Here is a 20,486-nt window from a genome sequence, read left to right as displayed (position 1 = left end):
TTTTATGCTGTTTTCTTTCTTCTAAAAAATGTAATTAAAAATACAAACAAGGCAATAAACATTGCTATTCTTGCTATATAATCGCCTGCTAAAACATAAAAAGTCTGTTTTTTGTTTAGGGTAACACTACCTGCTAAAGCACCTTGAGTATCGTAAACTAACGATTTTGTAATCTCTCCTTTGGCATTAATAAATGCAGAAATACCAGTATTAGCACTTCTGGCAATATCACGACGCGTTTCAATAGCTCTCAAGCGAGCATAGCTTAAATGCTGTTTGTGTCCTTGTGTGTTGTTCCACCAAGCATCATTTGTTACAATGGCTAGAAAATCTGCTCCATTCCTAACATAACCAGTTACAAATTCACCATAAACAGATTCATAGCAAATTATAGGTGCAGCTTTAGATTTTCCGTTTGAAGCTGTAAAAACATCTCTATTGCTTTGGGTAGTTTTCATTGCAACTGTACCACCCAAATCAATCATTGCATCGCCTAAAATAGGTTTTAATACACCTTGATAAGGAAAGTTTTCAATACCTACTACTAGTTTAGATTTATGATATAGTTGCACATTGTTATTTGTATTAATAAGCATTGCAGAGTTATAGTCATTATACCAAATATTGTTCTTTAGGTAGTTAGTTTCAGACTTAACATCTTTTTCATCATAAATAAACTTTATAAACGAAACACCAGTTAATAAATTAACGTTTGGGTGCTCATTTATATAAGATTTAAGCTTGAATTTTAATAATGATATATCAAATTCATCAATCTTTAAATTATCAGCAAAAACAGTTTCAGGAGCTAAAATATAATCGGTAGAATCTGTGATTTTTGTATTAGACAATTCAAATAACAAATCAGCTATTTGAATATTTGAAGTGTTATACTTTTCACTGTAAGGGTCTATATTAGGCTGTAGTGCAATAACATTTATTTTTTCACCTTCAATCTTATAGGTCTTAAAAATAATAAATGACACTAAAATAGGGATGCTTATAAGTAAACTGGTTTTTAATACTGCTACTTTTATAATCTGTTTACTCTTTTCCTGATTAAATTTTAAAATACTTGTAAACACTAAAGTATTTGTTAGTAAAACCCAAAGTGTACCACCAAAAGTACCTGTGTATTCATACCATTGTATCCAAGTAATATATTCTGAAAAGCCATTACCTAGGTTTAACCAAGGCCATGAAAACTCCCAACCTAAATGTAGTTTTTCGAAGCAAATCCATAGCGCTATTAAAAATAAAAGGCTTCTGTTTTGTGATGTTCTATTAGCAACAGTGTGGTAAATAATAATAACCAATGCCATTAGTAGAGAATTTACTAAAATAGCAAAGCTGGCTCCAAATACATCTGCATATTGTAACCAATTGGTTGTAATAAAATTCCATATAACAAATGTTAAATATGAATACCCAAAAAGAGTAAGTTTTTTTCTTTTTAAAGCTGAATTTCTAATGGAATGCTCTACAAAAAGTAAAGGTACAAAACCGAAAAATAACAATAAAGGAAATCCGTAAGTTGGCCAACCTAATGCAAGTAAAAGTCCTGAAGCTATGGCTAATAAAAGTTGTCTCACTATCTAAAGATACTTAAATCTAGTTTCAATGAAAACACATTGCTGTATAAAGCTGCGCTTTGGTCACCAATATCAGTAAAAGCGTAATCTATTTGAATACCTCTGTATTTAAAACCAACACCAAAATTTGGCTGAAAGGTTAAGTTTTCAGAATCATCAAATTGTCTTTCATTTTGAAAATTCCCAACTCCAGCTCTTAAAAAAACCAAATCAGTATAACCAAATTCAAAACCTAAAGATGGAGTTATACTAGCAAATGATGTTGAAATAACATCGTTGTTTTGCTCAAAACGAACATTTAAATCTAAAGCTGTTACAAGTGAATAATCGTAATGGAAAATAAATTTTTTGGACATTCCTATTTGTAATTTAGGAATAGTTAACTCTGTAGATTCTGGTACTTCTTGGTTTTGGCCTTCTATAGCATTTTGTATGTCAGCCAATTTTTCATCATCAAACGTCCAAGCATTAAATGTGGTTGTTATATCACGAGCCATTATACCAAATTTCCAATCGTTGTCTGATTCAAACTGGATACCTAAATCTAAACCAAATCCCCAAGATGAAGCAAAATCACCAATAATTCTACGTATTACTTTAGCATTTACACCATAACTTAATCCATCTAAAGGCAAACGACGAGCATACGAAAATGTTAAGCCATAATCTGCTGTAGAGAATAATTTTATTCGGTCGTAATTAATGTTTCCCTGATCGTCTATAAGTTGTGTAGTATCTAATATATCATCAACACCAAATCGAATTAATGAAAGTGCTACAGCACTTCTGTCATCTAAAGGCATTGCAAATGCAGCATAATTATAATTGGCAATATTGGCAAAATAGCTAGAGTGCATAAGTGCTATTTGGTTGTCTTCTAAAACAACTAATCCAGCAGGATTCCAGTAGCCAGAATTAACATCTCCAGTTTGAGAAACTACAGCATTACTCATTCCTAATGCAGCTGCATCAACACCAATATTCATAAACTCATTAGAATATTTACGAGTGGTTTGAGCGGAACAAAATATAGAGCCTACTAGAAAAGCAATAAGTAGTTTAGTTTTCAATAGCAAAATTTTTTACAAAGATGCACAATATTTTTAATCTATTAAACTTCAAAATCATTCAGTTATTGTGCAATACTTGTATAAGACGAAAATAGTTTGCTATTTTTACAGAAACTTTATAAATGATGATTAAAAGGCATATTCCAAACATAGTTACTCTCCTTAATTTATTTTGCGGATCGATAGCTGTGATTTTTGCTGTTCACAATAATTTTGTAGCTGCTTCTATATTTGTGTTTTTAGGTATTTTTTTCGATTTTTTTGATGGTTTATTGGCTCGTAAATTAAATGTTCAAAGCCCATTAGGTGTTCAGTTAGATTCGCTTGCTGATATGGTTACTAGTGGATTAGTGCCAGGAATTATAATGTTTAAACTCTTGTCATTATCAATCGATACACCTTTGTTTTTTAATGCAACTGATGAATGGTCGTCAGAAATGCATTGGATTGGTTTTAAGTTTTCATGGCTACCACTTTTAGGTTTATTAATAACATTGGCATCAGCATATCGTTTGGCTAAATTTAATATAGACGAAGACCAACAAAGCTATTTTAAAGGACTTCCAACTCCTGCAAATACGTTATTAATTGTATCGTTGCCTTTAATTTTAGAGTTTCAGAATAATGATATAATGAACTCAATGATTTTAAACAAATGGATATTAATCGTGTTAACATTAGTGAGCTGCTACTTACTTAATTCTAACATTAAATTATTTGCGTTAAAGTTTAAGGACTGGAGTTTTAAAACTAATGCTGTACGTTATATATTTATTATTCTAACACTTGTTTTTATAGTAATGTTTCATTTTGCAGCCATTCCAATAGTTATACTTTTTTATATTTTACTATCGTTGTTTTCTAAAACATTAACTTCTAAAGAGTAGTTAACAATAATTTCAATCTTAAAACACTAAAACATGGCATCAGGATTTTTTGCATTACTCGATGATATTGCTAGTCTTATGGATGATGTGGCTACAATGGCAAAAGTAAGCACCAAGAAAACTGCAGGAATATTGGGTGATGATTTGGCTGTAAATGCTGAAAAAGCTTCAGGTTTTGTAGCTTCAAGAGAGATTCCTGTTTTGTGGGCAATTACCAAAGGTTCATTTTTAAATAAAGTAATTATATTACCTATCGCTTTTTTGCTTAGTGCTTTTTTACCATGGATTGTGCCTATTATTTTAGTTCTAGGTGGTCTTTATTTAGCTTATGAAGGTGCTGAAAAAATATATGAATATTTTGTTCCTCATAATCACGATCAAGTTAGTATAACTGAAGTAGAACTCACTAAGTCTGAAATTTTAGATATAGAGAAGTCCAAAATAAAATCTGCGATTATTACAGATTTTATTTTATCTGTAGAAATTGTAATCATTGCATTAGGAACAGTTATTGGACAGCCTTTGCTAACTCAAATTTTAGTTGTTTCATTTGTAGCGCTAATTGCTACAGTTGGTGTTTATGGAATTGTAGCACTAATTGTAAGAATGGATGATTTTGGGTACAGATTAATTAAACTAAATCCTGAAGATAAAAGTGTTTCAGATTTTTTTGGAAAGCTATTGGTAAATGCATTGCCATTGGTAATAAAAAGCCTTTCGGTTATTGGTACAATTGCTTTGTTATTAGTTGCTGGCGGAATTTTTATTCACAACATTGAACAACTACATCATTTTCTTGAAGTATTACCTTCAATAATCAGAGACTTTGTTGTTGGATTATTAGTTGGAGTAGTGGTTTTGCTTATTGTTATGGGATTGAAAAAAATTATTTCAATCATTAAAGGAAAACACTAAAACGTTAGTTTCTTTTTACGTAGCTCAAAGTTTTGACCTAAATACACTTTTCTAACCATTTCATCATTTGCTAACTCTTCAGGCTTACCAGCTTTTAGAATACTACCTTCAAACATTAAATAGGTTCTATCTGTAATTGCTAGTGTTTCTTGAACGTTGTGGTCAGTTATTAAAATACCAATATTCTTTTTAGTTAATTGCGCTACAATACGTTGAATATCTTCAACAGCAACTGGATCAACTCCTGCAAAAGGTTCATCTAATAAAATAAAGTTTGGGTCTGTTGCTAAAGCACGAGCAATTTCTGTACGTCGACGCTCACCACCAGATAATAAATCGCCACGACTTTTACGAATATGGCCAAGGCTAAACTCCTCAATAAGCGATTCCATTTTGTCGTGTTGCTCTTTTTTGCTCAATTTAGTCATTTGCAGCACGCTCAAAATATTATCTTCAATACTTAATTTACGAAACACAGAGGCTTCTTGAGCTAAATAACCAATTCCGTTTTGAGCACGTTTGTACATTGGATAATTTGTAATCTCTTTACCTTCTAAATGAATAGTGCCACCATTAGGTTTTATAAGTCCAACAATCATATAAAAAGATGTGGTTTTACCAGCTCCATTAGGACCTAATAAACCAACAATCTCACCTTGATTTACTTCAAGTGAAACGTCTTTTACAACTTTTCGTCCACTGTAGGACTTCATTAAATTATCTGCTCTTAACTTCATAAGTTATGTACTGAACGCTAAAAATAGTAAAATCATATTGACTACTATAAAAACGCTATTTATTTATTAAAAGTTTAACGCTGTTCTTCTAAGGCTTCCCAAAACTCATAAGCTCTTCTTAAATGAGGAATAACAATAGTTCCACCTACTAGAGTGGCAATTCCCATAGACTCCATCATTTCTTCTTTTGTTACGCCATTTTTGTGAGCTGTTTCTAAATGATACTTAATACAATCATCACAGCGTAACACAGCAGAAGCTACTAGTCCTAGCAATTCTTTAGTTTTTATATCTAAAGCACCTTCAGCATAAGCATTAGTATCTAAGTTAAAAATGCGTTTAACAATTTTATTGTTATCTGCTAAAAGCTTATCATTCATTTTAGAACGATAGTCATTAAATTCTTTTACTATATCAGACATTTTTTTTCTCTTTACGTTTTTGATTTCTAACAACAATTGCAGAAATATATATACTTAGTTGGTATAAAATTAAAATAGGAATAGCTACAATTACCTGACTTGCTACATCTGGAGGTGTAATAATTGCTGAAAGAATTAATACAATTACTAGAGCATATTTCCTGTACTTTCTTAAATATTCTGGTGTTACCAATCCTATTTTAGTTAAAAAATAAATTATAATAGGAAGCTCAAATACAAAACCAGCAGCTAATGATGATGACCTTACTAATGATATATAAGAGCCTAAATCTATTTCGTTTGTAATTTCAGAACTCACACTATAAGTTCCTAAAAAGTTTATAGATAATGGTGTAATAACATAATATCCAAAAAGAACTCCAATAAAAAACAATAAGGTAGTAACAATAATAAACCCTCTTGAATGTTTGCGTTCGTTTGGTAGCAAGCCTGGACTAATAAATTTCCAGAATTGATAAACAACGTATGGGAATGCAATCACAAAACCAGCATAAATGGCTGTCCAGATATCTGCCGAAAATTGACCTCCCATAGTTCGGTTTTGAATTGTAAATGGAAAAGCATCTAAGCAAAAAGTACTGTCTACATTAAAATAATTAGAAATTTTACACAAATACTTATAGGTCGGAAAACTCATGTGTTTTGGACCAAAAATAATAGTGTCAAAAATGAATCTTGAAAATATAAAAGCTCCAGTTCCTGCAATTAAAATGGCTAAAGTTGCACGTATTAAATGCCAACGTAAATCTTCGAGATGATCTAAAAAAGACATCTCACTTTTTTGTTTTTTTGCCATTAGATAATACCTTCTTTAATCAAGTCGTGAATATGTACAACACCAGCATATTTACCATTATTCTCAACTAGTAATTGTGAAATCCCATTAGTTTCCATAAGCTCCATAGCATCAATAGCCATTGCATTTTCATCAATACGCTTTGGATTGCTACTCATAATATCTTTTGCAGTTAAATTGGTAAACGAATCATTTTTAGATAACATTCTACGTAAATCACCATCAGTAATTATACCTACAATTTTATCATTTTCAACAACAGCAGTTACACCAAGCATTTTTTCAGAAATCTCAATAATAACTTGCTTTATGTTAGTGTTTAATTGTACTTGTGGTTTTTCATTAACAGAAGATAAATCGTTTACTCTTAAGTATAGACGTTTTCCTAAAGCACCACCAGGATGGTATTTAGCAAAATCTCTACTTGAGAATCCTCTTAACTCTAATAAACATACTGCAAGCGCATCTCCCATAACTAATTGAGCAGTTGTACTTGTTGTTGGAGCTAAATTATTTGGACAAGCTTCTTGTTCAACAAATGTATTGAGTACATAATCTGCTTGCTGACCTAAAAACGATTTTACGTTTCCAGTAATAGCAATCATTTTGTTATTTGCACTTTTTATTAAAGGAACAAGTACTTTAATTTCTGGAGTGTTTCCACTTTTAGAAATACAAATCACCACATCATCTTCTAAAATTAAACCTAAATCACCATGAATAGCGTCTGCAGCATGCATAAATACAGAAGGTGTTCCTGTTGAGTTTAGTGTAGCAACAATTTTACTAGCTATAATAGCACTTTTTCCTATTCCTGTAATAATGACTCTACCTTTCGAATTATATATAAGTTCAACACTTTCAGAAAAATCATTAGTAAGTAGAGTAGCTAAGTTAGCAATGGCATTACTTTCTAAATCAATGGTTTTCTTAGCGATATTGAGGATAGAATTTTTATTGTTCAAAATTTATTAATTTTTGGGTTTGTAGCATCTAAAGAAATTGTTATCTTTAAACTTATGCAAATGTATATAAAATACTAATAGGGATTAATGAGTATTAAAGAAATTGACTTACATTCAGCACTTAAAACTTACTTTGGTTTTTCAAAGTTTAAGGGTCTTCAAGAAGATGTTATTAAAAGTTTAGTTGCAGGTCATAACACCTTTGTGATTATGCCTACAGGTGGTGGTAAATCGTTATGTTATCAACTACCAGCCTTAATTAAAGATGGAACTGCAATTATTGTATCACCTTTAATAGCCTTAATGAAAAATCAGGTTGATGCTATTCGTGCAGTATCGCAAAACGATGGTGTTGCGCATGTGCTTAATTCGTCATTAAACAAAACAGAAGTAAAGCAAGTAAAAGATGATATCACAAATGGTATCACTAAATTATTATATGTAGCACCAGAATCGCTAACAAAAGAAGAATATGTTGATTTTTTAAGATCAGTAACAATTTCTTTTATGGCAGTTGATGAAGCTCACTGTATTAGTGAATGGGGACACGATTTTAGGCCTGAGTACAGAAATTTAAAACATATTATTAAGCGTATAGGAGATAATATTCCGATAATAGGCTTGACTGCTACTGCAACTCCTAAAGTACAGGAAGATATTTTAAAAAGTTTAGATATAACTGATGCTAATACTTTTAAAGCATCATTTAACAGACCAAATTTATACTACGAAGTACGACCAAAAACAAAAAGTGTTGATAGTGATATTATCCGTTTTGTAAAACAAAACCAAGGAAAATCAGGTATCGTATACTGTTTAAGTCGTAAGCGTGTTGAAGAATTAGCACAAGTATTACAAGTAAATGGTGTAAAAGCTGTGCCTTACCACGCAGGATTAGATGCTAAAACTAGAGTAAAACACCAAGACATGTTCCTAATGGAAGATGTTGATGTTGTAGTTGCAACTATTGCCTTTGGTATGGGAATAGACAAACCAGATGTTCGTTTTGTAATACATCATGATATTCCAAAAAGTATAGAAAGTTACTATCAAGAAACTGGTAGGGCAGGTAGAGATGGTGGCGAAGGTCACTGTATTGCCTATTATGCTTATAAAGATATAGAGAAGTTAGAAAAATTTATGTCTGGTAAGCCAGTTGCAGAACAAGAAATTGGTCATGCCTTATTACAAGAAGTTGTAGCTTTTGCTGAAAGTTCTGTGTCTAGACGTAAGTTTATATTGCATTATTTTGGTGAAGAGTTTGATAATGAAACTGGCGAAGGTGGTGATATGGATGATAATATTCGTCATCCAAAAAAACAGCATGAAGCTAAAGAAAATGCTTCTATTGTGTTAGAAACTGTCGATAAAACCAACGAAAAATATAAATCTAAAGACCTTGTACACGTTATTACAGGTAAGTCTAACGCATTAATTTCTTCACACAAAACTGATGCTCAAGAGTTTTTTGGTGTTGGCAATGCAAAAGATAAACGCTTTTGGATGGCATTAATACGTCAGTTATTAGTTGCTGGTTTATTAAAAAAAGATATAGAAACTTATGGTGTATTACGATTATCTGAAGAAGGACGCGAGTTTATAAAATCACCTAAGTCTTTTATGATGACAGAAGACCATGTGTTTGATGTAGATGATGACGATAGTATAATTACAGCATCAAAAGGTGATGGCGCAGTCGCTGATGAGCAACTTATGAGTATGCTTAAAGATTTACGTAAACGAAACGCTAAAAGGCTTGGTGTGCCTCCATTTGTTATTTTTCAAGATCCTTCATTAGAGGATATGGCATTAAAATACCCAATTACATTAGATGAGTTAAGCAATGTTCATGGTGTTGGAGATGGTAAAGCCAAAAAATATGGTAAAGATTTTATTGAGCTCATTGCACAATATGTTGAAGATAATGATATTGACAGACCAGACGATTTTGTTGTAAAAACTACAGGTTCAAACTCATCATTAAAGTTATATATAATTCAAAATATAGACAGAAAATTGCCTTTAGATGATATTGCTAAAGCTAAAGGAATGAAAATGAAAGAATTTATCAAAGAGTTAGAAGCTATAGTATATTCAGGAACGAAACTGAATATTAACTATTGGATTGATGATATTCTTGATGAAGACCAACAAGAAGAAATTCATGATTATTTTATGGAGTCGTCTTCTGATAAAATAGACGATGCTATTAAAGAATTTGATGGCGACTATGATGATGAAGAGCTTCGATTATATAGAATTAAGTTTATAAGCGAAGTAGCAAATTAATTTTCTTCAGTTTTAATTTCAACTATTGTAAAAATTGCTTTATTCTTTTTAGCAGTAAGCGTTAATGATTTAATTTTAGATTTCACAATTTTAGGAACATCTTCAGCTTCAATTTCAAAATCTATTTTGGTCATACTTCTGTTAGATACATTAGAAAAATCTGATTCTAGTTCAACCATATCAGATTTTAATTGAAGACTATAATCGTCACCTTCAATTTTTAACTGAGCTCCATTTATGGTTTTAATATTAAAAGAGCCAACAATTACTGTGTTTAAATAATGGTAACCTGCTAATTCGCTCAATCCAGCATACATCACATTAGTTTCAGATAAAGCAAAAGGCTCATTTTCAATATCATTAATAATATCTTCAGTATAAGTATCTACATGAAGTTTTTCCATGGCTCTAATATCACCAAAAGCAGCTCTTAGTTTTGTTAAAGAAAATTTCATCTTATAAATTTTTGTAAAACTAACTTTATAAAAGCAAACTACAAATTCATATTTCATAATTCATTCCTTATCTTTGCAGCTTCAAAATAAAAAACAAGAACAATGCAAGACGGATTATACGCCAAATTTAATACAAGCAAAGGCGAAATATTAGTTGCTTTAGAGTACAAAAAAACACCAGGAACTGTTGGTAATTTTGTAGCATTAGCTGAAGGAAATTTAGAAAACTCTGCTAAAGCTCAAGGAACACCATATTATGATGGTTTAAAATTTCATAGAGTAATACCAGATTTTATGATTCAAGGTGGTTGTCCACAAGGAACAGGAACAGGAAATCCAGGTTATAAGTTTGATGATGAGTTTCATCCAGATTTAAAACACGATGGTCCAGGAGTGTTATCTATGGCAAATGCAGGTCCAGGTACTAATGGAAGTCAGTTTTTCATTACACATATTGAAACACCTTGGTTAGATAACATGCACACAGTATTTGGAAAAGTACAACAAGGGCAAGATGTTGTTGATGCTATTGCACAAGGCGACGAGATTACAACCTTAGAAATAGTAAGAGTAGGAGCAGAAGCTGAAAAATTTAATGCTGTTGAGGCTTTTAGAACTTTTGAAGGAGCTCGCGAAAAACGTATTGCTGAAGAGCGTGCTGCTAAAGAAGGAGAGTTAGACAAACTTGCTGCTGGTTTTGAAAAAACAAAAAGCGGTTTACGTTACCAAATAATCCAAAAAGGAAATGGTAAAAAAGCCGAAAAAGGTAATATGGTTTCTGTACATTATAAAGGTCAATTGGCTGATGGTACAGTTTTCGATTCGTCATACAAACGTAATGAGCCTATAGCTTTTCAAGTAGGAGTAGGACAAGTAATTGCTGGTTGGGATGAAGGTATTTGTTTACTTAATGTTGGTGATAAAGCACGTTTGGTAATACCTAGCGATTTAGGTTACGGATCATCAGGAGCTGGTGGAGTAATTCCTCCTAACGCTACATTAGTGTTCGATGTAGAACTAGTAAACGTTAATTAATAACATATTTACTCCATAGAGAGTAACAAATAATTAGAAAAATCGTCTCATTTATAATGAGACTTTTTTTTTGCTTATATTATAACGTCAATCAATCAAACCAATTAAAATGAAGATTAAAGCAATATTACTTTTTGCCCTAATTATTTTTAGCTGTTCTAAAAATGTAAACTATACTCCAGAAATTATTAAAGAAACCTCAGGACGTTATGTTTATAGTCAAGAAGAAGTTATAGATGTATATTATGATAATAACAAGCTGTATTTAAAATGGAAAGGTGCAGATAAAATAGAAACTGTTGCTTTTGATGAACATACTTTTTTTGTTGCAGAAATGTATAAAAAGTTACGTTTTGTAAAACATCCACAAACTAAAGAAGCGTATTTAGGTATTGTATCTGAAAATGATGATAACAAGGTAGATTATGCTTACTTAAAAGTGGCAGATACATTTAAAACACCACGAATGTATTTAAAAGATAAAGAGTATGATAAAGCATTAGCAGGCTATTTGGCAATAAAACAACAAGACTCAACAAGTGTGTTTTTAGAAGAAGCAAGTTTTAACCGCTTAGGCTATAATTTGCTAAATGAAAAGGCTTTTAATGATGCCATTTCTGTATTTAAAATTAATGTAGTCTTGTATCCAAATAGCGATAATGTATATGATAGTTTGGCAGATGCTTATTTGCGAAAAGGCGATAGCACACAAGCCTATACAAATTATAAAAAGGCACTAGAACTTAATACAGGTAACAGACGTGCAAAACGATTTGTAGAGAGTTATAAAACTAAACTATAACTTTTAAAAGCTCTCTTTCTAATCTATCAAAGTTTTCTTCGTTTTTTGGAATTACAAAAGGCTTTAGTTTGTTACATTCTTCAGCTGACTCAAAAATCATTTTAAATGATATTTTAGTTTTTGTGTTTGAGAGTTTTTCAAATGCAACTTCCATATTAAATAATGGTTTTGAAACCCTTTCCCAAGTAATTAATTTTAGTGGCTCAATGGTTTTAAATACTGATGCGTTTTCATAATTACCTTTTTCAGGACCATGCATTGTAAGTATCCATTTCCCACCTGGTTGTAAATTAAATTCATGAAACGTATTTGTAAACCCTTCTGGTCCCCACCAATTGGCAAGATGTTTAGGGTTTTCAAATGCATGATATACAATGCTTAAAGGCGCATTAAGTGCTCTAGAGCTAGATATTATAATACTAGAGTTTGAAGCCATTTGTTAGCAGATTAATTTGTAATACTAAAGTAATTAATTTTAAGGTATTTTTTATATGTGTTTAATAAGCAATTAATTATATGTGTTGCTACCCAAAGTTTTACCAAGTATATTTTCCGTTTTTATGGGGAAAGGTTTGAATAAGGCCTTCATAAACTTCAAATTTCGATTTAATTCGGTATGATTTTTTATCAGTTGTCTGAATTATAAATTCAATTGTATTATTTTCCGAATCTGGAATTCCGTCACTTTTGAAATATTCTATATTATTGTATTTAATAGGTATGAAACCAATTTTTGATTCAATTATAATTCCCTCAGGAATAAAATTCAACTCGGCTTTTTCAAAAGTTCTGTAGTAGGAGAGAGAACCAGCAATTACAATTCCGATTAGTATTATTAAAAAAAATAAGAAGTTTTGTTCTTTATTCCATTGATCAAACCAAGCAGCGAAGAAATAGACAAAAACCAAAACTGCAATGATTCCAAAGAGTACATTTCCGATTTTATTCGATAAGAAGCGATTTTTGAATTGTATCTCAACTGTTTTTTTCAAATTAATGCCAACGTGTTTGTCTATGATATTTACATGTTTTAAGCACCTAATTTAGTAATTAATTATACACGTTGTTGGCAACTGGTTTTTATTCTTCCCATAATTCAGTCGATTTAATTTTCCATTTCGAGTCAATTCGTTCAAACATAAAGTTCGCAGTAATTCCTTCTATCTGATATTCCAATTGAAGTCTTAGTGTATTACCAACATAAGTCCAATCTCCAACGTTTAGATAATCAGTTATATTTTTTTGTTTAAGTTCTTCTTTTTTTAATATCAGAATTTCAGTTCCGAATTTTTCAACTCCGCTCAAATTAGTTGAGTTAATTTCCCCAAATTCTTTAAGTTTTAATGGTAACCTTTCTGGATTTGTGTCAATATGAAAATATTGTTGCAATTCAGGAAGATTTAAAGCTAATTCAATTATTTCACGCAATTCATTATTCGGCAGTTTTTGAGTTTCCTGTCCGAAAGTCAAATTCGAGATTCCGATTATTAAAATCAGAAGTGATATTTTAAATTTAGTTTTCATTTCGTTTGTTAATATCCTAATATTTGAATGTAAGTAAGGTTTTTATTGATTTGTATAACTTGTTGCCAACGTGTTTGTGTATGGTTAGTTGCGTGTTTGAGCACCTAATTTAGTAATTAATTATACACATTGTTAGCCACAGGCCATTATTCAGTTCAGAATTTTAGCTAGATATTATTTTAATTTCACCAATTATTGAGCAGGACAACTTGACTGTGTTAAAAATCGTTCCAAAATTCTCTATGTTTTTTTTGAGCAAATCAATATTCAAATTGTTGTCATTACTGTAAATTCTTAATTCATAATTTATTTCGTCCATTCTTGGAGGTTTTTCTAGACGAGTTGCGTTGACCACTATTTCAGCATTTGTGTATTTAAAATTCATTAAAATAGAAAACCGTTCAACATTTTTAAGAATACAAGATGAAAATGATCCTAAAAATAATTCGGCTGGATTTGGTAAACTGTCAGCAGATTCTGGGGTGATTCCAAAACTAATTTTAGATTCTTTAATTTTTATTGAAGCATTGTTTTTTGAAGATGAACTTGCTTGACTAAAATATTTCATAAATCATTTTTTTTTTTTTTTTTTTTTTGCTTGTGGCTAACGTGTTTGTATATGGCTAGTTACGTTGGCTGGCACTAAGTTATTAAATAGAAAACGAACCAGAGGGAAATCCGCAGGATTTTCCGAGTAGGCAACGACCAAAGCAATTAATTATACACGTTGTTGTACAGCGTTATTTTAATATAATGTCCGTTCTGGATTTTTTTCTCCACTTAACACCATATTTCTGGTCTAAATATTTGGCAACGATTTGGTTATATTCCATAATACATTCGTGAATAGATGGTTCACAGCCAAAGTCAAAGTATTTTATTCCGTACTTCTCCTCAAATTTATTGTCAGAGTCTGAATTTGCAACAGGGACAATACCTCCAATTAAGTAAAGTTTAGCGTTTCCAGCTTTTAAGTCCTCGATAGCTTTTTTTCCATTTATAGAACACTCGGCTTTTAAAACGAAAGTATTGTTTAATGGCTTGTCCCTTAAATCAATCTTAAAAACGGTTTTCAAATATCCTACGGCTGAAACCTCAAATAAGTGTACATCTCCTTTGTTCTCAGTGATTATTTTGAAATAGCCTAAACTGTCAGTTAAAACACCGTTATTTGTTCCATTTTCAAAAACATAAACCGCAACGTTTGGTTTTTGATAGTTTATTTCTGAAACGACCTGTCCGTTAATAACCGATTGAGATATCGCTGAATATCCGACCAAAAATAAAGTCCAAAAAATGATAATAAATCTTCTCATTCTCAACAATTTCTTAATGCTGTACAACGTGTTTGTGTTTGGTTAGTTGCGAGTTTGAGCACCTAATTTAGCAATTAATTATACACGTTGTTGTAAAACGTTTTTTAATCAGTAGGTATTTCAATAAATTCCGAAATCACTTTACCGTTTTTTGAGTTTATTTTAATCACTTTCGATTGGTTATTTTTCAGTTTACTTTTTAATGTCCAAATCAGTTTTCTTTTCTCATAATCAATGTTCCAAAAGTATATTTCATTCAGTCCATTTTCATTTCCGATTTCAAGTGCTTTTTTCAAGTCAATTTTAGTCTTATTATCTAAAACTTTTAAATAGGGTTCTAAAATTTCTTGAGTGTCTTTTTTACTCCAAGGTGTTGTACAATTTAAATTAAATGGAATTGATAATTCTGTCAACTCAAGATTTTGAGAAGTGATTTTATATTTCAGCCAAAATTGTATCGCTGGATATTCAGATTCTTTAAATTCCGCCAAACTTATTCGTTCGAGTCCTTTTTCGGGATTATGAATTTCAACTATAGTTTTGGATTCTTTAAATACAAAGTTTGTTTTGAGTATATCTTTATCAACTATAAATTTCAATTTTTCATTTGCATGATGTTCTGCACAAGAAATTATTTCATCAATGAAGTTTTGAGAGTTAGAAACTCCAAAATTCAATAGTAGTAAAATAGTTAGCAAGATTTTCATTCAAATGTTTTACAAAGTTGTTGTATATGGAAAGTTGCGTGTTTGTGTGCTAGGATTTTCCGAAGGAAAATCAGAAGCAAGCAAAGCAACTGACATTGGTTTAGTATAAAACTAGCAAATTTTTATACACGGTGTTGGCAACTAGCTTTTATTTATTCAGTCGGCATTTTTGTCGTCACGTAAATCAGTTCATCATATTTGTCAGATGTAAATTCCTTTATTACGCTTTGTTCCGTTATTGTTGCTGTTCCGATTATTTTACTTTGGTCGATTTTTTTGTATTCAGCTAAAGATATTATTTCTCCATCAAGAACATAAATAGTTTTCTTTTCCAATTTCGTATTTGCTCTTTGTCTTTCACTTAACATTGTTGTTAATAAAACAACACCATTAACATCTTTACTTCCATATATTTTAGTTTCACCTTTTTTAATATACTTGAGGCTGGAAATATCTTCTTCTTTTATTAGAAACCATCCGTCATTCATTGATTCATAATGAGCTGCAACTCCATCAATTACTAAAAGAGGATTTTCGGTTAGCGAATATTCCGTTTTCAATGAGTCAATATAGTTTGCTAAATACGTTTTTTTGGGTTTCTTTTTATCGCAAGAAATACTCACTAAAATCAGAAATAAAATTATGCTTTTTGTAATTCGGTTCATTTTTGACGTAATGTTTTTAGCTTGTTGCCACGTGTTTGTGTTTGGTTAGTTGCGTGTTTGAGTACCTAATTTAGTAATTAATTATACACGGTGTTGTGTATAGTTTTTTTACTTTTTATTAATTCAGTTAACTTTTCCGCTTTTCCAAAATCTGCATTTATCAGCCATAATTTCAAATTACGATTTTCCATTTCAATATTCAGGTTCGATTTGTCTTTAAATCTTGCACCATTTCCAATTCCTGTTATAAAGTCAGTTATAACACTTAAAATAGAAATTAACCAATTCGTCCGTTCCGCATTCAACTCCACGTTTTTCAGTTCTCCAAATGAGTAAATTCCATTGTTTTTCGGTTCAGAAGCATCAACGATTTCAAATTCGTCGTTATTCAGAATTATTCTCAGTTCAGGTTTATTCCTTAATACAACAATTTCTGTCATTTTTACGTTCTGATTTTAACTTGCATACGACGTGTATGAGTATGATTTAGTTGCGTGTTTCAGCACCTAATTTAGCAATTGATTATACACGTTGTAAGGCAAAGTTTTTATTCTTAATCTCCTTTTCCGACTGGAACTATAACAAAAGCAAAATCAATTTCATTAGGGGCTCCATAATCAGTTAGATATTTTCCTCCAAGCCCACTAACTTGAGATTTTTTGTCCTCAACTTCAAGTCCATATGTTTCTCCGAACATAAACTTAACTCCATTATCTAATTTAAGAGTATCAGTATCTGAAACGTTGAATACTTTAAATTCTCTTGGTTTTATAACTAAGTCTTTTATAATTCCAATATTTTCCGTGGTTTCGTTGTAAAGGAAAACCTTATATTTTTTTCCTGTTTTATTGTATTTCGCTGGAATTATTGAAACTTCAGTTCCTTTTTCGATAAATACGTTTCCGTGTTCATCTGTCCACTTTTTTTCTTTTGGCTTTTCCATTGGGTCAAAACCGTACATAAATTTATTGAGTTGACCATTAGAGCTTTCCAGTCCGACAATATCCATTAATTCCTCAAAATACATACATACTCTTTCTCTGTCTTCGGTATCTAATTCCAGATAAATATCCTCAAACCTTGAAAGCCCAATTCCGATTTTTTCTTGATATTTTTTGTCAGTCGGATTTTTAGATTCAGCAACAGCTTTAAAATCAATTGCAACTTTGTTTATTTTTTCCGTGAAAATTGGTCGCATTTTTTCGTCTGCAATACCTGGATAGTAATTCGGATATGGTTGTTCAACAAACTTTTTCTTTGAAATGAATTCTAAAAACTTTTCATTCGCATTTTCTGGTGTTTTCATTTCAGTTGCATTTTGTCCGCAAGCAGATAGTGTTAATAGGATTAATAAAATTTGAATGTATTTAGTCATTTCTAAAATTAATGCCAACTTGTTCGTGTATGATTTCGTTACGTGTTTAAGCAACTAATTTAGTAATTAATTACACACGTTGTTGTGTACCAGTTTGTTTTAAATAAGTGTTTTGGTTTTTATTCGCAGTATTTACTTTCTTAAGATTATTTCGGCCTTAATTATCTTAAATGAATCTTCAGTATCAACATTTAGTTTTGCTTTAAAAGTGTAAACACCATCTTCTTTAACAGTAAAAATTGGATTGTTTTTCCCTTTTACATTTTTCTTGATTCCATATTTTATAATATGCTTCTCTTTTTGATAATCTTCTCTTTCATCTTCATTTTTTTTCCATCCAAATATTGTAAATCGATTCTCATTATGTCTTATCCAATCTGGATTTCTCTTTTTTGAAATAATCCACATTGCAGTAGAAGATAAATATTTTGGATTTGTACTTAATGGGTTATAATTATATTGTGTGTAAAACTCACCATCTTTATAAATTTTCACGGAATACCCAATCTCTATAGCATTTTCGTATCTATATTTTATTTTTGTCCAAAATTTTATTTTATCACCTTTATAGAGTTTTAAAGTTTCAGTATGTTCCAATCTGTCCTCAACAGCAATATTACTTATGGCTTTGCCACAGGAATTTAATACTAATGCTAGTATTATAATTTTAATATAGTTTTTCATTAGAATGTTTCGAGTGTATAATCCAAAACTATACCATAATTTCAAAGATGAAATGTTAGTTGTAAAGTTTTTTAGTGCTAGTTAAAATTGTATAACAACGTTTACTTATAAGAATAGTTGTCGGTTTATGTGCGGAATTTTCGTAAGTCGGCAGTGACCAAGCAATTAATTATACACGTTGTTGTGCGTAGTTTTTTTGTTTTCCAGATAATAATATTTAGTCAGTCTTGTTGGTTTCTTTAAATTCAAATCTGTTGAATAATTTTCGATTGGTAAATTCAAAGAGTTGTATTTGAATTCAGTTAAAATATCTCTATTATCAGAACCATAACTTTCTTTTTTGATTAGCTTTTCCCCTTTATAGAAAGACTTAAAACCCCAAAAACTTACTGTTATGTCATTCTCTAAAGTTTCGCTACGATAATCAATTTGTTGACCTTTTTTATTGTATTCCTTTATAAGTTTAGAATCAAATTGGTCAGAAGAAACGACTGAAGAATATTCAGTTTCTTTAATTAAAGTTTCAGATTTATATTCCAACACTTTTTTTCGTTGAAGAATTGGCTTTTCGTATAAGAAATAGCCATAGTATTTTTCAGTTTTTATTAAGCGTTCCAAATTGTCATAATAGTAAAATGTTTTTGAGTTTACTTGTCCGTCACGATTGTAAACAATCCACTCGGTTATTTTTGATTTTGAATCATATATTTTTTTATAATTCAAATGAGTTTCGCCAGTTTCAATTCGAGTAGCATATCGCTCAAAATCTCTACCTAAACTATCGTATTTGATTTCGTAATTCGTATGGTCTTTAAATGTGGAAAAATAATTTAAATTTTGATGTTCGATTAAAGTACTGTCTTTAATATTTCCATTTTTCTTGAACTCATAGGAATAGATTTTGACAGATTTAATTTTGTTTGTGTCTATTTTAGTTTTTCCAATTAATTCGAGCATTTCGTTAAACGCTAAATTCCCTTCATCGATTTGCAAACAATTCCAAGCTCTATTTTTGCTTGCAGAACAACTACTTAAAATCAGAAATAGTAATATGTATTTTAAAATTTTCAATAGTTTAGTTTTTAGTTTCTCGAAAATAATTCTCTACTTTTGAAGAGAAAAGTCATAATGAGTGAACTATGGATTTGGTCGAGTAACGAGATTTCTCAAATTACGCACAACGGTCCAGCTATGCGTAGTGCGGGATTCAAAAGCCGAAACTTTGGCTCTCGCCCGAACCAAAGCGAGCGGAATAGCAAGACAATAATTTGAAACACAGACTAAACCCGCATTACGTATAGCTATTGTTGTGTGTAGGCTTTTTTATCCAAAGTGTTTTTTTAAATATTTAGCCTGATTTTCCAATTCAGGAAAGAGAGTTGATTCATTAATTCCAACTGCATTCAGTTCATCAATTATTTTATCTTTACTCTCGTTGTCAATTCTAAAATCAACTCCCTTCATGTCTAGGTTTAGTATCCATTCATTTGGGATTTTTGCTGGTTGGTTCTTTCTTCCGTTGATTCCGAAAATGAGAAATGCACCACTTTGCTTAATTATTCGATTGTTGCTTTGTTTCACTTTTACAGCAACAACTCGTTCAATGTCTTTTGGGTTAATAATAGATTGGAAATAAGATTTCTCTTCTTTGATTTCATGAAGTAAGTAAGCAATATCTCCTTGCTCATTAAAAGCAACAATTTCAAGATTTCTTAGTTTCTCAACACTGAAAGAGCTAGGTCTTTTCGCAATATTTGATAGAATACTTACTGTATCGCTGTCATAGTATTTAATGTCATCACTTGGGATTCTAAATACTACTACATTTCCGTCTCTCTTTCCTTTGCTACTACAAGCAAAATATAGAGCAACCAACGCATTTGTAGTCAAATCTAAGAGTCGAGTTGGAAGTCCATAGTGTTGCATTTTCACTAGCTTTTCTAGTGCACTTTTTTCATTTAAGAAGTCTGTTGGTGTTCGGAGAATAAATTCTTTGAACAGCTTACTTTCATTGGAAATCAGTCTTTTGTTTCTATAAATACTGGGTTCTAATTTGTATTCAAAGTCAGAATGCCCACGAAAGAACAATTCAGATTCTCTTAATCTTGGAATTTTCTGAAGTTCTCTTACAAAATCTGATATGCTGTTAATTGCCATATTGTCTTTTTTTGCTTACACACAACTGGTTATATGTGGACTAATGTTCCTATATTTATATTTTAATAAAGG

At 30.9% G+C, this 20,486-nt stretch carries 24 protein-coding genes; 5 read left to right on the top strand and 19 right to left on the bottom strand.

The window, feature by feature from the left end:
* Window positions 1-2: 2 nt before the first annotated feature.
* Window positions 3-1,592: an apolipoprotein N-acyltransferase gene (gene lnt, locus IEW41_RS02150; RefSeq protein WP_229660143.1), complete on the bottom strand. Its 1,590-nt coding sequence runs from the start codon at window positions 1,590-1,592 to the stop codon at window positions 3-5.
* Window positions 1,592-2,662 (bottom strand): putative type IX sorting system protein PorV2, encoded by a 1,071-nt coding sequence (locus IEW41_RS02145; protein WP_373282949.1) that lies wholly within the window; start codon window positions 2,660-2,662, stop codon window positions 1,592-1,594. The genes lnt and IEW41_RS02145 overlap by 1 nt, the downstream gene beginning before the upstream one ends.
* A 122-nt stretch (window positions 2,663-2,784) precedes the next feature.
* Between IEW41_RS02145 and IEW41_RS02140 the strand changes: the two genes are divergently transcribed.
* Together IEW41_RS02140 and IEW41_RS02135 are read left to right on the top strand one after the other, a co-directional pair.
* A complete protein-coding gene (locus tag IEW41_RS02140; protein WP_188604693.1) occupies window positions 2,785-3,549 on the top strand; it encodes a CDP-alcohol phosphatidyltransferase family protein in 765 nt (254 codons plus the stop codon).
* Window positions 3,550-3,582: 33 nt separating this feature from the next.
* A complete protein-coding gene (locus tag IEW41_RS02135; protein ID WP_188604692.1) occupies window positions 3,583-4,464 on the top strand; it encodes a DUF808 domain-containing protein in 882 nt (293 codons plus the stop codon).
* Here the strand turns inward: IEW41_RS02135 and lptB are convergent.
* The 4 genes from lptB to IEW41_RS02115 all read right to left on the bottom strand — a co-directional run bounded on the left by lptB (window position 4,461) and on the right by IEW41_RS02115 (window position 7,405).
* Window positions 4,461-5,201 carry an LPS export ABC transporter ATP-binding protein gene (lptB, locus tag IEW41_RS02130; protein ID WP_188604691.1) on the bottom strand — a complete coding sequence of 247 codons (741 nt, stop codon included), beginning with the start codon at window positions 5,199-5,201 and terminating at the stop codon, window positions 4,461-4,463. The genes IEW41_RS02135 and lptB overlap by 4 nt on opposite strands.
* A 74-nt stretch (window positions 5,202-5,275) precedes the next feature.
* Complete coding sequence (locus tag IEW41_RS02125) at window positions 5,276-5,623, bottom strand: carboxymuconolactone decarboxylase family protein (protein ID WP_188604690.1); 348 nt, start codon at window positions 5,621-5,623, stop codon at window positions 5,276-5,278.
* Window positions 5,616-6,440 carry a twin-arginine translocase subunit TatC gene (tatC, locus tag IEW41_RS02120; protein ID WP_188604689.1) on the bottom strand — a complete coding sequence of 275 codons (825 nt, stop codon included), beginning with the start codon at window positions 6,438-6,440 and terminating at the stop codon, window positions 5,616-5,618. The genes IEW41_RS02125 and tatC overlap by 8 nt, the downstream gene beginning before the upstream one ends.
* Window positions 6,440-7,405 (bottom strand): KpsF/GutQ family sugar-phosphate isomerase, encoded by a 966-nt coding sequence (locus IEW41_RS02115; protein ID WP_188604688.1) that lies wholly within the window; start codon window positions 7,403-7,405, stop codon window positions 6,440-6,442. The genes tatC and IEW41_RS02115 overlap by 1 nt, the downstream gene beginning before the upstream one ends.
* Window positions 7,406-7,492: 87 nt before the next feature.
* Between IEW41_RS02115 and recQ the strand changes: the two genes are divergently transcribed.
* The gene (recQ, locus tag IEW41_RS02110; protein WP_188604687.1) at window positions 7,493-9,694 is read left to right on the top strand and encodes a DNA helicase RecQ; all 2,202 of its coding nucleotides are present in this window, start codon (window positions 7,493-7,495) and stop codon (window positions 9,692-9,694) included.
* On the opposite strand, the gene IEW41_RS02105 is transcribed toward recQ, so the two are convergent.
* On the bottom strand, window positions 9,691-10,149 hold the full coding sequence (locus tag IEW41_RS02105; protein WP_188604686.1) for a hypothetical protein: 459 nt from the start codon (window positions 10,147-10,149) through the stop codon (window positions 9,691-9,693). The genes recQ and IEW41_RS02105 overlap by 4 nt on opposite strands.
* Window positions 10,150-10,251: 102 nt before the next feature.
* Between IEW41_RS02105 and IEW41_RS02100 the strand changes: the two genes are divergently transcribed.
* Together IEW41_RS02100 and IEW41_RS02095 are read left to right on the top strand one after the other, a co-directional pair.
* Window positions 10,252-11,184 (top strand): peptidylprolyl isomerase, encoded by a 933-nt coding sequence (locus tag IEW41_RS02100; protein ID WP_188604685.1) that lies wholly within the window; start codon window positions 10,252-10,254, stop codon window positions 11,182-11,184.
* A 109-nt stretch (window positions 11,185-11,293) separates the two neighbouring features.
* Window positions 11,294-11,986, top strand: a complete 693-nt coding sequence (locus tag IEW41_RS02095) for a tetratricopeptide repeat protein (RefSeq protein WP_188604684.1) — start codon at window positions 11,294-11,296, stop codon at window positions 11,984-11,986.
* Here IEW41_RS02095 and IEW41_RS02090 read toward each other — a convergent pair.
* From IEW41_RS02090 to IEW41_RS02035, 12 genes are all read right to left on the bottom strand, one after another.
* On the bottom strand, window positions 11,976-12,422 hold the full coding sequence (locus IEW41_RS02090) for an SRPBCC family protein (RefSeq protein ID WP_188604683.1): 447 nt from the start codon (window positions 12,420-12,422) through the stop codon (window positions 11,976-11,978). The genes IEW41_RS02095 and IEW41_RS02090 overlap by 11 nt on opposite strands.
* Window positions 12,423-12,522: 100 nt before the next feature.
* A complete protein-coding gene (locus tag IEW41_RS02085) occupies window positions 12,523-12,978 on the bottom strand; it encodes a hypothetical protein (protein ID WP_188604682.1) in 456 nt (151 codons plus the stop codon).
* 88 nt (window positions 12,979-13,066) lie between these two features.
* Window positions 13,067-13,456, bottom strand: coding sequence for a hypothetical protein (locus tag IEW41_RS02080; RefSeq protein ID WP_188604681.1), 390 nt, complete (start codon window positions 13,454-13,456; stop codon window positions 13,067-13,069).
* A 217-nt stretch (window positions 13,457-13,673) separates the two neighbouring features.
* Window positions 13,674-14,078, bottom strand: a complete 405-nt coding sequence (locus IEW41_RS02075; protein WP_188604680.1) for an OsmC family protein — start codon at window positions 14,076-14,078, stop codon at window positions 13,674-13,676.
* Window positions 14,079-14,250: 172 nt separating this feature from the next.
* Complete coding sequence (locus IEW41_RS02070; protein ID WP_188604679.1) at window positions 14,251-14,826, bottom strand: FEKKY domain-containing protein; 576 nt, start codon at window positions 14,824-14,826, stop codon at window positions 14,251-14,253.
* A 104-nt stretch (window positions 14,827-14,930) separates the two neighbouring features.
* On the bottom strand, window positions 14,931-15,533 hold the full coding sequence (locus IEW41_RS02065) for a hypothetical protein (protein ID WP_188604678.1): 603 nt from the start codon (window positions 15,531-15,533) through the stop codon (window positions 14,931-14,933).
* A gap of 152 nt (window positions 15,534-15,685) precedes the next feature.
* Window positions 15,686-16,198: a hypothetical protein gene (locus IEW41_RS02060; protein WP_188604677.1), complete on the bottom strand. Its 513-nt coding sequence runs from the start codon at window positions 16,196-16,198 to the stop codon at window positions 15,686-15,688.
* Window positions 16,199-16,275: 77 nt separating this feature from the next.
* Entirely contained in the window at window positions 16,276-16,638 is a 363-nt protein-coding gene (locus IEW41_RS02055) for a hypothetical protein (protein ID WP_188604676.1), read from the bottom strand.
* A gap of 113 nt (window positions 16,639-16,751) precedes the next feature.
* Window positions 16,752-17,504, bottom strand: a complete 753-nt coding sequence (locus tag IEW41_RS02050; protein WP_229660142.1) for a DUF4844 domain-containing protein — start codon at window positions 17,502-17,504, stop codon at window positions 16,752-16,754.
* A gap of 201 nt (window positions 17,505-17,705) precedes the next feature.
* Window positions 17,706-18,257: a hypothetical protein gene (locus IEW41_RS02045; protein ID WP_188604675.1), complete on the bottom strand. Its 552-nt coding sequence runs from the start codon at window positions 18,255-18,257 to the stop codon at window positions 17,706-17,708.
* Window positions 18,258-18,422: 165 nt separating this feature from the next.
* The gene (locus IEW41_RS02040) at window positions 18,423-19,328 is read right to left on the bottom strand and encodes a hypothetical protein (protein WP_188604674.1); all 906 of its coding nucleotides are present in this window, start codon (window positions 19,326-19,328) and stop codon (window positions 18,423-18,425) included.
* Window positions 19,329-19,580: 252 nt separating this feature from the next.
* A complete protein-coding gene (locus IEW41_RS02035) occupies window positions 19,581-20,414 on the bottom strand; it encodes an FRG domain-containing protein (RefSeq protein ID WP_188604673.1) in 834 nt (277 codons plus the stop codon).
* Window positions 20,415-20,486: the final 72 nt, after the last annotated feature.

It is taken from the genome of Aquaticitalea lipolytica, assembly GCF_014641635.1.
In the GTDB taxonomy this organism is placed as follows: domain Bacteria; phylum Bacteroidota; class Bacteroidia; order Flavobacteriales; family Flavobacteriaceae; genus Aquaticitalea; species Aquaticitalea lipolytica.
Note: the sequence above shows the minus strand (reverse complement) of the source record. Positions and strands in the feature narration are given on the sequence as shown.

Excerpts from the sequence above, each read along its gene's own strand:
- IEW41_RS02140 (WP_188604693.1), top strand. The coding sequence starts at position 2,785 with ATGATGATTAAAAGGCATATTCCAAACATAGTTACTCTCCTTAATTTA.
- IEW41_RS02135 (WP_188604692.1), top strand. The coding sequence starts at position 3,583 with ATGGCATCAGGATTTTTTGCATTACTCGATGATATTGCTAGTCTTATG.
- lptB (WP_188604691.1), bottom strand. The coding sequence starts at position 5,201 with ATGAAGTTAAGAGCAGATAATTTAATGAAGTCCTACAGTGGACGAAAA.
- IEW41_RS02125 (WP_188604690.1), bottom strand. The coding sequence starts at position 5,623 with ATGTCTGATATAGTAAAAGAATTTAATGACTATCGTTCTAAAATGAAT.
- tatC (WP_188604689.1), bottom strand. The coding sequence starts at position 6,440 with ATGGCAAAAAAACAAAAAAGTGAGATGTCTTTTTTAGATCATCTCGAA.
- recQ (WP_188604687.1), top strand. The coding sequence starts at position 7,493 with ATGAGTATTAAAGAAATTGACTTACATTCAGCACTTAAAACTTACTTT.
- IEW41_RS02105 (WP_188604686.1), bottom strand. The coding sequence starts at position 10,149 with ATGAAATTTTCTTTAACAAAACTAAGAGCTGCTTTTGGTGATATTAGA.
- IEW41_RS02100 (WP_188604685.1), top strand. The coding sequence starts at position 10,252 with ATGCAAGACGGATTATACGCCAAATTTAATACAAGCAAAGGCGAAATA.
- IEW41_RS02095 (WP_188604684.1), top strand. The coding sequence starts at position 11,294 with ATGAAGATTAAAGCAATATTACTTTTTGCCCTAATTATTTTTAGCTGT.
- IEW41_RS02090 (WP_188604683.1), bottom strand. The coding sequence starts at position 12,422 with ATGGCTTCAAACTCTAGTATTATAATATCTAGCTCTAGAGCACTTAAT.
- IEW41_RS02075 (WP_188604680.1), bottom strand. The coding sequence starts at position 14,078 with ATGAAATATTTTAGTCAAGCAAGTTCATCTTCAAAAAACAATGCTTCA.
- IEW41_RS02070 (WP_188604679.1), bottom strand. The coding sequence starts at position 14,826 with ATGAGAAGATTTATTATCATTTTTTGGACTTTATTTTTGGTCGGATAT.
- IEW41_RS02065 (WP_188604678.1), bottom strand. The coding sequence starts at position 15,533 with ATGAAAATCTTGCTAACTATTTTACTACTATTGAATTTTGGAGTTTCT.
- IEW41_RS02060 (WP_188604677.1), bottom strand. The coding sequence starts at position 16,198 with ATGAACCGAATTACAAAAAGCATAATTTTATTTCTGATTTTAGTGAGT.
- IEW41_RS02055 (WP_188604676.1), bottom strand. The coding sequence starts at position 16,638 with ATGACAGAAATTGTTGTATTAAGGAATAAACCTGAACTGAGAATAATT.
- IEW41_RS02050 (WP_229660142.1), bottom strand. The coding sequence starts at position 17,504 with ATGAAAACACCAGAAAATGCGAATGAAAAGTTTTTAGAATTCATTTCA.
- IEW41_RS02045 (WP_188604675.1), bottom strand. The coding sequence starts at position 18,257 with ATGAAAAACTATATTAAAATTATAATACTAGCATTAGTATTAAATTCC.
- IEW41_RS02035 (WP_188604673.1), bottom strand. The coding sequence starts at position 20,414 with ATGGCAATTAACAGCATATCAGATTTTGTAAGAGAACTTCAGAAAATT.